Here is a 12,966-nt window from a genome sequence, read left to right on the forward strand (position 1 = left end):
CTGGTCTCAGGCCTCCATTGCACCGCCGGCCAGCGCGCACAGCTGGATCGGGTCGAGGATGTGCACTTCCTTGCCTTCGGCGCGAATCAGGCCGTTCTGCTGGAAGCGGGTGAATACCCGCGACACGGTTTCCACCGCCAGGCCGAGGTAGTTGCCGATTTCGTTGCGCGACATGCTCAGGCGGAACTGGTTGGCCGAGTACCCGCGGGCGCGGAAGCGTGCGGACAGGTTGACCAGGAACGTTGCGATGCGTTCGTCGGCGGTCTTCTTCGACAACAACAGCATCATCTGCTGGTCGTCGCGAATTTCACGGCTCATCACCCGCATCAGCTGGCGACGCAGCTGCGGCAGTTGAACGGAGAGCTCATCGAGGCGCTCGAAGGGGATCTCGCAAACCGAGGTGGTTTCCTGGGCCTGGGCCGACACCGGGTAGGCCTCGGTGTCCATGCCGGACAGGCCGACCAGCTCGCTGGGCAGGTGGAAACCGGTGATCTGTTCTTCACCGCTGTCGCTCAGGCTGAAGGTCTTGAGGGCGCCGGAGCGTACGGCATAAACCGAGCCGAAATTGTCACCCTGGCGGAACAGAAACTCGCCTTTTTTCAGCGGGCGTCCGCGTTTGACGATCTCATCCAGTGCATCCATGTCTTCGAGGTTGAGCGAAAGAGGCAGGCACAGGGGGGCCAGGCTGCAGTCCTTGCAGTGGGCCTGGTTGTGGGCGCGCAGTTTGACTGGCTCGGACATTTGAATCGATCCTTGTGGGAAAACACACATAAGTCGTAAGGGTAACTCACGACCGAGGGTGTAGGCCAGCCTGCGCTACTTTGAAGCGAACTGGCGAAACCCCGGCGGAAAACTGCCGGGAGTCCTTGTCAGCCCATAGTGTGCCTGCCCTGGAGGGCTTGTCCATGTGGTCGATTGACTCCGTGATCAGATTACCCGTGAGAAGCGCTGGCGGTTGTGCATCGCCAGGTAGGCATCGAACACCATGCACACCGAGCGCGCCAGCAGGCGCCCGGCCGGAAGGATACGGATGCCCTTGTCGTCCAGGCTGATCAGGCCATCGCGCTGTAGAGCCTGCAGTTCTGGCCAGAGGTCGTCGAAATAGCCGCGAAAATCGATGGTAAAGGCTTCCTCGATCGGTGCGAAGTCCAGTTCGAAATGGCAGATCAGCTGCTGGATCACGGCCCGCCGCAGGCGGTCGTCGTGGTTGCAGACCAACCCGCGCTGGGTAGCCAGCTGGGCATTGGACAGGGTGTCCTGGTAGGTATTGAGGTCGCTGCTGTTCTGGCAGTAAAGGTCGCCAATCTGGCTGATCGCCGAAACGCCCAGGCCGATCAGGTCACAATGACCGTGGGTGGTGTAACCCTGGAAGTTGCGCTGCAGGGTGCCTTCTTCCTGGGCAATCGCCAGTTCGTCGTCGGGCAGGGCGAAGTGGTCCATGCCGATGTAGCGGTAGCCGGCGGCTGTCAGCTGTTCGATGGTGTTGCGCAGCATCTCGAGTTTGACTGACGGTGCCGGCAGGTCGTTGCCGTCGATGCGCCGCTGCGGCATGAAGCGCTCGGGCAGGTGGGCGTAGTTGAACACCGAAAGACGGTCGGGTTGCAGGCGGATCACCTCGTCGACGGTGCGGGCGAAGCCTTCCACGGTTTGTTTCGGCAAGCCGTAGATCAGGTCGAGGTTGACCGAGCGAAACTGCAGGGTGCGGGCGGCCTCGATCAGGGTGCGGGTCTGCTCCAGGCTCTGCAGGCGGTTGACCGCACGCTGAACGGCCGGGTCGAGGTCCTGCACGCCAAGGCTGACACGGTTGAAGCCCAGTTCGCGGAGCAGGCCCATGGTCGACCAGTCGGCTTCGCGCGGGTCGATCTCGATGCCATAGTCGCCGGAGTCGTCATCCAGCAGGTTGAAGTGCTGGCGCAGGGTGGCCATCAGCTGGCGCAGTTCGACGTGGCTGAGGAAGGTCGGCGTGCCGCCGCCGAAATGCAGCTGCTCAACACGCTGTTTAGGGGCCAGGTGGCAGGCGATCAGCTGGATCTCCTGCTCCAGGCGTTGCAGGTAAGGCGCAGCGCGGCCGCGGTCCTTGGTAATGACCTTGTTGCAGGCGCAGTAATAGCAGATGTTGGCGCAGAACGGCACGTGCACGTACAGCGACAGCGGGCGCACGGCCCGGCGGCTCTCGCGCAGGGCGTGGAGCAGGTCGAACGAACCTACCTCGCTGTGCAGTTGCACGGCGGTCGGGTAGGAGGTGTAGCGTGGGCCGGCGAGATCGTAGCGGCGGATCAGGTCGGCATCCCAGCTTAGGTCGGCGAGCATGTGGGAGTCCCCGGATGATGCAGCAGTGTCCGGAGTCTATGGCTGTCTGTAGGAATGTGTGTTGATTTGTATCAAGCGTCCATCAGTGGCCCATGAGCAAATGCTGGTGCGGGCCGGGCAAGGTCCAGATACCAAACAGCACCACCAATACACCACCGGCCACGCGCACACTACGCCGTCTCAACACGGCGTTTACCCGCTCCGCCGCCAAGCCGGTGGCGAGCAAGATGGGCCATGTGCCCAGCCCGAATGCCAGCATCAACGCTGCGCTGTAGCCGGCGTTGCCCTGGCTGGCCGCCCACAGCAAGGTGCTGTAGACCAAGCCGCACGGCAACCAGCCCCACAGTGCCCCCAACAGCAGTGCACGGGGCACGCTGGAGACCGGCATCAGGCGCGAAGCAGCTGGCTGGATGTGCCGCCACAGCCCACGGCCCAGTGCTTCGATACGGGTCAGGCCGCTCCACCAGCCGGCCAGGTACAGCCCCATGGCGATCAGCAGCAGCGCTGCCACCACGCGCAAGGCCATGGCCGCCGGGCTGCTGGCCAGTGCCCAGCCAGCCAGGCCGAGCAGCAGGCCGGCGCAGGCATAGCTGAGGATACGCCCCAGGTTGTAGGCCATCAGCAGGCGCAGGCGCCGGCCGCGTTGCTCGGGGGGAATGGCCAGGGTCAGTGCGCCCATCAGGCCGCCGCACATGCCCAGGCAGTGCCCGCCGCCGAGCAGGCCGAGCACCAGTGCCGAGCCGAGCAGGGGAAGCAGGTCAGGCACGGGGTGGTGTTTCCTTGTCGTCTGGCGTTGCGCTTTCTTCGGGTTTGACGGCCGCCTGGTGGCGCGGGTCCTGTTCATCGAACAGGATGCTGTGGGCCGGGCTTTCGAGGTCGTCGTACTGGCCGCTGTCCACCGCCCAGAAGAAGATGTAGACGGCCACGCCAACCAACAGCAGGGCAGCAGGGATCATCACATAGAGGGCGGGCATGGCGACTTCCTTCCGTAAGCGGCTGTGTCGTTCGCCGCCAGGCCTGCCACCGCCGGCAGGCGGGTCAGGCGCAGGGCATTGAGCACCACGATCAGCGAACTGACCGACATGCCGATGGCCGCCCAGACCGGGGTGATCCAGCCAAGCGCCGCGAACGGCAACATCAGGCCATTATACAGGGTTGCCCAGAGCAGGTTCTCGAGGATGTTGCGGCGGGTTCGGCGGGCCAGGTCGAAGGCCTGCACCAGTGCCTGCAGGCGGTTGGACAGCAGCACCGCATCGGCGCAGGTCTTGGCAAGGTCCGTGGCGCTGCCCATGGCGATGCTGATGTCGGCAGCTGCCAGCACCGGCACGTCGTTGACCCCGTCACCGAGCATCAGCACCTTGCGCCCGGAGGCCTGCAGTGCCTTGAGCCGATCGAGCTTGTCATCCGGGCGCAGGCCACCGATAGCCTGGTCGATGCCCAATTGGGCGGCCACCTCGGCAACCATCGGCGAGCTGTCACCGGACAGCAGCAGGGTACGCCAGCCTCTCGCCTGGCAGGCAGCGAGCAGGGCGGGGGCGTCCTCGCGCAGGCGATCATCGAGGCCGAACCAGGCGAGTGGCCCTTGGCGGTCGCCCAGTAGCAGCCATTGGCCACGCGGTTCCGGCACGCTGGGGATCTCGGCGCCGCTCAAGGCGCAGACGAACGTGGCCTGGCCGATGCGCAACGGTTGGCCGTCGACCCGGCCTTCAAGGCCGAGCCCGGCAACTGTCTGCACATCATCGGCGGCGGCGGCGGTGCGGCCGAAGGCGCGCGCAATCGGGTGCTCGGAGCGGTTTTCGAGGGCGGCGGCAAGGGCCAGGCAACGGTCGGCCGGCAGCGTTGCCAATGGGCGGATACTGCGCAGGGTCAGGCGGCCCTCGGTCAGGGTGCCAGTCTTGTCGAAAATCACCGTGTCGATCTGGTTCAGGCCCTCGAGTACATGGCCGCGGGTTACCAACAGGCCGAGCTTGTGCAGCGTTCCGGTGGCGGCAGTAAGCGCGGTCGGGGTGGCCAGCGAGAGCGCGCACGGGCAGGTCGCCACCAGCATGGCCAGGACGATCCAGAAGGCCCGCCCCGGGTCCAGGTACCACCACCACAGGCCGATGGCTGCAGCGGCCAGCAGCGAGAACAGCAGGAAATACTGCGAGGCGCGGTCGGCAATTTCCGCCAGCCGTGGCTTTTCCGTCTGTGCACGCTCAAGCAGGCGGACGATGGCCGACAGCCGCGAGTCATGGCCTAGCGCTTCGACCTCAACGTTCAGTGTGCTCTCGACGTTCAGCGTGCCGCCGGTGACGCGCTCGCCGACGCGCCGTGGTTGCGGCAGGTACTCGCCGGTCAGCAGCGATTCGTCGACGCTTGAGCGGCCGGCGACGATGCGCCCATCGGCCGGGATCACTGCGCCGGGCAACACCTGCACGGTGTCGCCATGCTGCAATTCGCCGAGCAGGATGCGTTCGGCCTGCCCGCAGCTGTCCAGGCGCAGGCACGAGGCCGGTAGCAGGTTGACCAGCTGCGCGGTGGCTGCGGCCGTGCGCTCGCGGGCGCGGCGCTCGAGGTAGCGGCCGGTAAGCAGGAACAGTGCGAACATGCCGACGGTATCGAAATACAACTCGCCGCTGCCGGTCACGGCCGTCCAGATACCCGCGCCGAAGGCCAGGCCGATAGCCAGCGACACCGACACGTCCATGGTCAGGTGGCGGGTGCGCAGGTCGCGCGCGGCGCCTTTGAAGAATGGCGCGCAGCTATAGAACACGATGGGAATGGTGAGGAACAGTGCAACCCAGCGCAGGATGGTGTGCATTTCCGGCGACAGGTCGATGTTGAACTCCGGCCAGGTGGCCATGGTTGCCATCATCGCCTGGAACCACAGCAGGCCGGCCACGCCCAGCCGGCGCAGGGCGCTGCGGTTGTCCATGGCAAGCTGTTCGGCGGCCTGGTCGGGCTGGTACGGGTGGGCGGCGTAGCCGATCTGGCGCAGTTCGGCGAGCAGCCGCGACAGCGGCAGCTGGTGGTCGTCCCAGTTGAGCAGCAGGCGGTGGTTGGACAGGTTCAGGCGGGCTTCGGCGACGCCGGGCAGATTGCGCAGGTGCTTTTCGATCAGCCAGCCGCAGGCGGCGCAACTGATGCCTTCGACCAGCAAGGTCGCCTCGGCCAGGTCGCCCGTATGGCGGACGAAATGCTGCTGCACATCGCTGCGGTCGTACAGGGCCAGCTCATCTTGCAGTTGCTTCGGCAGTGCCTCGGGGTTGGCGCTGCTGTCGCTGCGGTGTTGGTAATAGTGTGCAAGGCCGCTGGCGACGATCGACTCGGCCACCGCCTGACAGCCGGGGCAGCAGAACTGCCGGGGCTCGCCGAGGACCACGGCGGTGAAGCGGCTGCCGGCGGGGACGGGCAGGGCGCAGTGGTAGCAGGGGGTGGGTTGGGTCATAAGGCGAACACGGCTGGTGGGGCAGATGATATACCCTGTGGGAGCGGGCTTGCCCGCGAATGCGGTTGATCAGGCAATGATGTTTTCAGGTCTGGCGCATTCGCGGGCAAGCCCGCTCCCACAGGGAATGATGATGTGGCTATTGCTGGTGTTCGGCTCCCTGGAGCGCTTCATCGCCTAGCTGCAAGGTCACGCCATGCTCGACCTTCTCTTCCTCGAACAACCGCCATACATGTTCATCCTGGCTGCCCAGCAATTCGACGAACCGCCGCCCGTCGACCTTGTCTTCCAGCTGCCCTACGTAACGCCCGCTCGCTACCTTGCTGAGCAGCACCTTGCGGTCCTTGTCCGGCTGGGTCGGCGAAATCAGGTTGAGCTCCAGGCTTTGCGGGTCGCTGTTGCCGCTCAGGCGCACCTCCACCTCGCCGGTCAGCTCATCCAGGTGCACGCTGGCCTTGAGGTTGAGGGTCTGGGCCAGCAGCTCGCGGTCCAGCGAACGGTTGATGCCTTTGCCCGCTTCGTAGTAGTTGTCGTTGACCAGGTTGTCCGGGTTGCGTACGGCGATGCTGACCATGGTCAGGCTCAGGCACACCGAGGTGGTCAGGATGCCGATGATGATCCAGGGCCAGAGGTGCTTGTACCAAGGGCTGGCGGCGGTGGCGGCAGGCATTGTCAGTGTTCTCTCTGTCAGCGGATCTGTGGGCCGATGAAGCGGCTCTTGGCTTCAACCTTGGCAGCACTGTCGTCGGCGCTGTGGAGGATGAAGGTGATTTCGTTGGTGGTGGATGGCAGCTTCTCAGGCGCAATCGACAGCTGTACCGGCAGGCTGACGATATCGCCGGCGGCCACGCGGATCTCGCGCTGGCCTTCCAGGCGCAGGTCAGGCAGGCCGGTGGCGTCCAGCACGTAGACGTGGTCGCGCTGGTCCTTGTTCATGACCTTGAGGCTGTATACGTTCTCGATCCGGCCTTGGCCGTTCTCGCGGTACAGCACGCGGTCCTTGCTGACGTCGAAACCGACCAGCGAACGGGTGGCGAAAGCCGTGCCCAGGGCAATGATCATCACCAGCAGCACCACGGCATAGCCGATCAGGCGAGGGCGCAGCAGGTGGGTCTTCTGGCCCGAGAGGTTGTGCTCGGTGGTGTAGCTGATCAGGCCTTTGGGGTAGTTCATCTTGTCCATGATGCTGTCGCAGGCATCGATGCACGCCGCGCAGCCGATGCATTCGATCTGCAGGCCGTCGCGGATGTCGATGCCGGTGGGGCAGACCTGCACGCACAGGGTGCAGTCGATGCAGTCGCCCAGGCCCTTGGCCTTGTAGTCGATGCCTTTCTTGCGCGGGCCGCGGGTTTCGCCACGGCGCGGGTCGTAGGAGACGATCAGGGTGTCCTTGTCGAACATCACGCTCTGGAAGCGCGCATAGGGGCACATGTACACGCACACCTGCTCGCGCAGCCAGCCGGCGTTGCCGTAGGTGGCCAGGGTGAAGAAGCCGACCCAGAAGTAGGCCCAGCCATCGGCTTCGCCGGTGAAGAATTCGGTGAGCAGTTCGCGGATCGGCGAGAAGTAGCCGACGAAGGTCATGCCGGTGACGAAGCCGATCAGCAGCCACAGGCTGTGCTTGGCGAACTTGCGCAGGAACTTGTTGCCGCTCATGGGCGAGCGGTCGAGCTTCATGCGCTGGTTGCGGTCACCCTCGGTGACTTTTTCGCACCACATGAAGATCCACGTCCACACGCTTTGCGGGCAGGTGTAGCCGCACCACACGCGGCCGGCGAATACAGTGATGAAGAACAGGCCGAAGGCGGCGACGATGAGAATGCCTGACAGCAGGATGAAGTCCTGGGGCCAGATGGTGGCGCCGAAGATGTAGAACTTGCGTTCCGGCAGGTTCCACCACACGGCCTGGTGACCACCCCAGTTCAACCACACGGTGCCGAAATAGAGCAGGAACAGCACGGCCCCGCCGACCATCCGCAGCCTGCGGAAGATGCCGGTGAAGGCGCGGGTATAGATTTTTTCGCGAGAGGCGTAGAGGTCGACGGAATCCTTCCCTTTGTTGGCAGGCGGGGTGACGTCATGTACCGGAATTTGCTTGCTCATCATCAAGTCCCACGGCAGTGGAGAAACGCCGCGGCCAGTGCGTGCCGGCCGCGGTCTCGCGCATGCTGCTAGCGCTATGCGATCCATGATACGCCGCTGGTGGCGGTATGGGATCGCGCTGCGACCTTTAGTCGCGTTGGGTTCGTGGTATGAATCGTGATAGGGCGGGTGTCAATTGATCCAGGTCATCTTGTGCTGCTTTTGCCGGCCTCTTCGCGGGCTTGCCCGCTCCCACAGGGATCGCACGCAGCTGCAGGCTTGTGCTGTACCTGTGGGAGCGGGCAAGCCCGCGGACTGGCCTGGCCTGCCTTACTCGGCCTGTTGAGCCGCCTCCGGCTGGTGCGACAGGCTGTACACATAAGCTGCCAGCAAGTGCACCTTGTCATTGCCCTGCAGCTGTTCCTGCGCCGGCATCTGCCCCTGGCGGCCATAGCGAATGGTCTGCTGCAGCTGGGCAAAGCTCGAACCGTAGATGAACGCCTGCGGGTGGGTCAGGTTCGGCGCGCCCATGGCCGGGGTGCCCTTGCCCTCAGGCCCGTGGCAGGCCACGCAGTTGGCGGCGAACAGCTTCTGGCCGTTGTCGGCATCGGCCTTGGCGCCTTCCGGAAGGCTGCGGCCATCGAGCTTGCTGGTGACGAACGCGGCGACATCGGCAACGCCCTGTTCGCCCAGCACGTCACCCCAGGCTGGCATCACGCCGTGGCGGCCGCCCATGATGGTGGTCTTGATGGTTTCCGGCTCGCCGCCCCAGCGCCAGTCGTTGTCGGTCAGGTTGGGGAAGCCATAGGCGCCCTTGGCATCGGAGCCGTGGCACACCGAGCAGTTCGAGGCGAACAGGCGTGCGCCCATCTTCAGCGCTTGCGGGTCCTTGGCGACCTCTTCGATCGGCATCGCCGCGAACTTGGCGAAGATCGGCCCGAAGCGTGCGTTGGCCTTGGCCATTTCCTTTTCCCACTCGTGCACGCCGGTCCACCCCGGCTGGCCGTTGGAGAATTCGGTCTGCTTGTCGTTGTCCAGGTACGAATAGCCCGGCAGGATGCCTTTCCAGTTGCCCAGGCCCGGGTACAGCACCAGGTAGCCGAGGGCGAAGACGATGGTGCCGACGAAAAGCCAGAACCACCATTTCGGCAGCGGGTTGTCGTACTCCTCGATGCCATCGAAGGCATGCCCGACGGTTTCGTCGGTGACCTCTTCGCGCTGGCCCTTGCGGGTCGACAGCAGCAGCCAGGTCAGCGAGAAGATGGTGCCCAGGGTCAGGACGGTAACGTACAGACTCCAGAAGGTTGTCATTGTTGTTTGCTCCCAGAAGCTTTTGCTTGCTCGACGTGCTTGCTGGCCTCGGGATCATCCGCGAAGGGCAGCTGGGTCGCTTCGTCGAAGTCCTTCTTGCGCCGTGGGTTGAACACCCACAGCGCCAGGCCCACGAAGGCCACCATCACCACGACGGTGCCCAGGCCGCGAATCATCCCGATATCCATCAGCGTCACCGTTTGCTTTTGATGATGGTGCCAAGACCCTGCAGGTACGCGACCAATGCGTCCATTTCGGTCTTGCCCTTGACCGCGTCGCGGGCGCCGGCGATGTCGGCGTCGCTGTAGGGCGTGCCCAAGGTACGCAGCACTTCCAGCTTCTTCGCGGTGTCCTTGCCATCGAGCTTGTTCTCGACCAGCCACGGGTAGGCCGGCATCTTCGATTCCGGCACCACGTTGCGCGGGTTGTATAGGTGCGCGCGGTGCCAGTCATCGGAGTAGCGGCCACCGACGCGGGCCAGGTCCGGGCCGGTGCGCTTGGAACCCCACAGGAACGGGTGGTCCCAGACGCTTTCGCCAGCGACCGAGTAGTGGCCATAGCGTTCGGTTTCGGCGCGGAACGGGCGGATCATCTGCGAGTGGCAGCCAACGCAGCCTTCACGGATGTAGATGTCGCGGCCTTCGACTTCCAGCGCGGTGCGCGGCTTCATGCCTTCGACCGGCTTGTTGGTGACGTCCTGGAAAAACAGCGGGACGATCTGGGTCAGGCCACCGACGCTCACGGCGATGACCATGAAGAAGGCCAGCAGGCCTATGTTCTTCTCGACGGCTTCATGCTTCATCAGTGCGCTCCCACGACGACGATCTTGGCGGCTTCCTCGGCCTGTACCGGGTTGGCGGCACGTACGGTACGCAACACGTTGTAGGCCATCAGCAGCATGCCGGTGGCGAAGAACGCACCGCCCAGGGCACGGACGATATAGCCAGGGTGGCTGGCCTGCAGGGCTTCGACGAACGAGTAGGTGAGCGTGCCGTCATCGTTGATGGCGCGCCACATCAGGCCCTGGGTGATGCCGTTGACCCACATCGAGGCGATGTACAGCACGGTACCGATGGTCGCCAGCCAGAAGTGCGCGTTGATCAGGCCGACGCTGTGCATCTGCTCGCGGCCGTAGAGTTTCGGGATCATGTGGTAGACCGCGCCGATCGAGATCATCGCCACCCAGCCGAGCGCACCGGCATGCACGTGGCCGATGGTCCAGTCGGTGTAGTGCGACAGCGAGTTGACGGTCTTGATGGCCATCATCGGGCCTTCGAAGGTGGACATGCCGTAGAACGCCAGCGACACCACCAAAAAGCGCAGGATCGGGTCGGTGCGCAGTTTGTGCCAGGCGCCCGACAGGGTCATCATGCCGTTGATCATGCCGCCCCAGCTCGGTGCCAGCAGGATGATCGACATCACCATGCCCAGCGATTGCGCCCAGTCCGGCAGCGCGGTGTAGTGCAGGTGGTGCGGGCCCGCCCAGATGTACAGGGTGATCAGTGCCCAGAAGTGGACGATCGACAGGCGATAGGAGTAGATCGGCCGTTCAGCCTGCTTGGGCACGAAGTAGTACATCATCCCGAGGAAGCCGGTGGTGAGGAAGAAGCCCACCGCGTTGTGGCCGTACCACCACTGGATCATCGCGTCGGTGGCACCGGCATAGGCCGAGTACGACTTGAACAGGCTCACCGGCAGCGAGACATGGTTGACGATGTGCAGCATCGCGGTGACCACGATGAAGGCGCCGTAGAACCAGTTGCCGACATAGATGTGCTTGGTCTTGCGCTTGACGATGGTGCCGAAGAACACCAGCCCGTAGGTGACCCAGACGATGGCCAGGAGGATCGCCAGCGGCCATTCGAGCTCGGCGTATTCCTTGGTGGTGGTGAAGCCCATCGGCAGGGTGATCAGCGCGCCGACGATCACCGCCTGCCAACCCCAGAAGGTGAAGGCGGCCATGCTGTCGGAGATCAGCCGGGTCTGGCAGGTCCGCTGCACCACGTAGTAACTGGTGCCGAACAGCGCACAGCCACCGAAGGCGAAGATGACCAGGTTGGTGTGCAGCGGGCGCAGGCGGCCGAAGCTGGTCCAGGGCAGGTCCAGGTTCAGTTGTGGCCACACCAGCTGCGAGGCGATGAAGACGCCCAGGCCCATGCCAAGGATCCCCCAGACCACCGTCATGATGGCGAACTGGCGGACGACCTTATAGTTATAAGCAGTCGGACTGATTGCTGTGCTCATGCTAAGGTTCCACGGTTTTGGTGTTCTTGTTGGTCGAAAAAATCGGCGCCAGTATCGATAACCGCGTGGGTTATGCAACGCAAGGATCCATGCGCCGACCCGTGTCCATGCCCTTTCGCCGGTGTCCCGCGGCGATAGGGTCGGGACGATTGTACACAAATAAATATTTGTAATGTGTACCGTTTTTCACCTTTTTCTGATCGATTGGTCAAGCTTTTTCTGCGGGCGGCATCAGGCTGTGCGCCGCGTCTGCTTCGGACCTTTCGGAGCGAAGCCGCTGTGGCAACAAGCTTAGTTCTGTTCGGAGGGGGTGCAAGGGAGGGGTGGAGCGGGGAGAGGGCCTGCTGTGCAGCCCCTTCGCGGGCTCGCCCGCTCCCACAGGTACGGCGCTGCCTTCAAGTGTGGCGCAGAACCTGTGGGAGCGGACGAGCCCGCGAAGGGGTGTTACTTGGCTGTCAGGTCTGGCGAAGCTTGATTCTGCGACAGGCTGTACACATAGGCTGCCAGCAAATGCACCTTGTCATTGCCCTGGATCTCCGCCTGGGCCGGCATCTGCCCCTGGCGCCCATAGCGAATGGTCTGCTGCAACTGGGCAAAGCTCGATCCATAGATGAACGCCTGCGGATGGGTCAGGTTCGGCGCGCCCATGGCTGGGGTGCCTTTGCCTTCAGGCCCGTGGCAGGCCACGCAGTTGCCGGCGAAGATTTCCTTGCCCTTGACCGGGTCGGCCTTGACCCCTTCCGGGAGGCTGCGGCCGTCGAGGTTGGTCAGCACGAAGGCGGCGACATCCGCCACACCCTGTTCGCCGATCACCTCGGCCCACGCCGGCATCACGCCATGGCGGCCATTCATGATCGAAGCCTTGATGGTCTCCGGCTCGCCGCCCCAGCGCCAGTCGTTGTCGGTCAGGTTGGGGAAGCCGTAGGCGCCCTTGGCATCCGAGCCGTGGCACACCGAGCAGTTGGAGGCGAACAGGCGGCTGCCCATTTTCAGCGCCTGTGGGTCCTTGGCAACTTCCTCGACCGGCATGGCCGCGTACTTGGCGAAGATCGGGCCGAACTTGGCGTCGGCCTTTTCCATCTCCTTCTGCCACTCGTTGGCACCGGTCCAGCCATTCTCGTAGCCCGGCAGGATGCCTTTCCAGTTGCCCAGGCCCGGGTACAGCACCAGGTAACCGGCACCGAACACCAGGGTGCCGACGAACAGCCAGAACCACCACTTGGGCAGCGGGTTGTCGTACTCCTCGATGCCGTCGAAGCTATGCCCCATGGTCTGGTCGGTGGTGCTGTTGCTCTGGCCCTTGCGGGTCGACAGCAACAGCCACGCCAGGCCGATCAGGCTACCAATGGTCAGTACGCTGATGTAGGTACTCCAGAAGGTGGTCATTGCGCTTTGCTCCTCACAGCCGCAGTCATGGCAGCAGGTTCCTGCCCGGCGGGGGGCAGGCGGTCGTCGACGAAGGGCAGCAGGCGCGCTTCGGCGAAATCATGGTCGCGGCGTCGGTTGAACACCCACAGTGAGAGGCCGATGAAGGCGATCATCACCACCAGGGTGCCCAGGCCACGGATCATGCCGATGTCCATTTCCATGGT

The 12,966-nt window shown here is 64.1% G+C and carries 13 protein-coding genes; all 13 read right to left on the reverse strand.

The window, feature by feature from the left end; genetic code table 11:
• Positions 1-6: 6 nt before the first annotated feature.
• Positions 7-741 (reverse strand): Crp/Fnr family transcriptional regulator FnrA, encoded by a 735-nt coding sequence (fnrA, locus tag ACTORR_RS22880; RefSeq protein ID WP_054884113.1) that lies wholly within the window; start codon positions 739-741, stop codon positions 7-9.
• 186 nt (positions 742-927) lie between these two features.
• The gene (hemN, locus tag ACTORR_RS22885; RefSeq protein ID WP_054884112.1) at positions 928-2,310 is read right to left on the reverse strand and encodes an oxygen-independent coproporphyrinogen III oxidase; all 1,383 of its coding nucleotides are present in this window, start codon (positions 2,308-2,310) and stop codon (positions 928-930) included.
• 82 nt (positions 2,311-2,392) lie between these two features.
• A complete protein-coding gene (locus ACTORR_RS22890) occupies positions 2,393-3,076 on the reverse strand; it encodes a sulfite exporter TauE/SafE family protein (protein WP_099814165.1) in 684 nt (227 codons plus the stop codon).
• Positions 3,069-3,284, reverse strand: a complete 216-nt coding sequence (gene ccoS / locus ACTORR_RS22895) for a cbb3-type cytochrome oxidase assembly protein CcoS (protein WP_054884110.1) — start codon at positions 3,282-3,284, stop codon at positions 3,069-3,071. The genes ACTORR_RS22890 and ccoS overlap by 8 nt, the downstream gene beginning before the upstream one ends.
• On the reverse strand, positions 3,266-5,737 hold the full coding sequence (locus tag ACTORR_RS22900) for a heavy metal translocating P-type ATPase (protein ID WP_313365410.1): 2,472 nt from the start codon (positions 5,735-5,737) through the stop codon (positions 3,266-3,268). The genes ccoS and ACTORR_RS22900 overlap by 19 nt, the downstream gene beginning before the upstream one ends.
• Positions 5,738-5,876: 139 nt before the next feature.
• The gene (locus tag ACTORR_RS22905; RefSeq protein ID WP_054884108.1) at positions 5,877-6,407 is read right to left on the reverse strand and encodes a FixH family protein; all 531 of its coding nucleotides are present in this window, start codon (positions 6,405-6,407) and stop codon (positions 5,877-5,879) included.
• A gap of 17 nt (positions 6,408-6,424) precedes the next feature.
• Positions 6,425-7,840 carry a cytochrome c oxidase accessory protein CcoG gene (ccoG, locus tag ACTORR_RS22910; protein ID WP_313365408.1) on the reverse strand — a complete coding sequence of 472 codons (1,416 nt, stop codon included), beginning with the start codon at positions 7,838-7,840 and terminating at the stop codon, positions 6,425-6,427.
• Positions 7,841-8,149: 309 nt separating this feature from the next.
• Positions 8,150-9,130 carry a cytochrome-c oxidase, cbb3-type subunit III gene (gene ccoP / locus ACTORR_RS22915; RefSeq protein ID WP_054884106.1) on the reverse strand — a complete coding sequence of 327 codons (981 nt, stop codon included), beginning with the start codon at positions 9,128-9,130 and terminating at the stop codon, positions 8,150-8,152.
• Entirely contained in the window at positions 9,127-9,318 is a 192-nt protein-coding gene (locus ACTORR_RS22920) for a CcoQ/FixQ family Cbb3-type cytochrome c oxidase assembly chaperone (protein WP_051101055.1), read from the reverse strand. Before ACTORR_RS22920 ends, ccoP (ACTORR_RS22915) begins: the two co-directional genes overlap by 4 nt.
• 5 nt (positions 9,319-9,323) lie before the next feature.
• Entirely contained in the window at positions 9,324-9,932 is a 609-nt protein-coding gene (gene ccoO, locus ACTORR_RS22925) for a cytochrome-c oxidase, cbb3-type subunit II (RefSeq protein ID WP_054884105.1), read from the reverse strand.
• Positions 9,932-11,374 carry a cytochrome-c oxidase, cbb3-type subunit I gene (gene ccoN, locus ACTORR_RS22930; protein ID WP_441343908.1) on the reverse strand — a complete coding sequence of 481 codons (1,443 nt, stop codon included), beginning with the start codon at positions 11,372-11,374 and terminating at the stop codon, positions 9,932-9,934. Before ccoN ends, ccoO begins: the two co-directional genes overlap by 1 nt.
• Positions 11,375-11,818: 444 nt before the next feature.
• A complete protein-coding gene (gene ccoP / locus ACTORR_RS22935; RefSeq protein WP_054884103.1) occupies positions 11,819-12,760 on the reverse strand; it encodes a cytochrome-c oxidase, cbb3-type subunit III in 942 nt (313 codons plus the stop codon).
• Positions 12,757-12,963, reverse strand: coding sequence for a cbb3-type cytochrome oxidase subunit 3 (locus ACTORR_RS22940; protein ID WP_054884102.1), 207 nt, complete (start codon positions 12,961-12,963; stop codon positions 12,757-12,759). The genes ccoP (ACTORR_RS22935) and ACTORR_RS22940 overlap by 4 nt, the downstream gene beginning before the upstream one ends.
• Between the last annotated feature and the right edge of the window lie 3 nt (positions 12,964-12,966).

Origin of the sequence: Pseudomonas sp. SAR267, assembly GCF_052077595.1 — a bacterium.
GTDB lineage: Bacteria > Pseudomonadota > Gammaproteobacteria > Pseudomonadales > Pseudomonadaceae > Aquipseudomonas > Aquipseudomonas vlassakiae.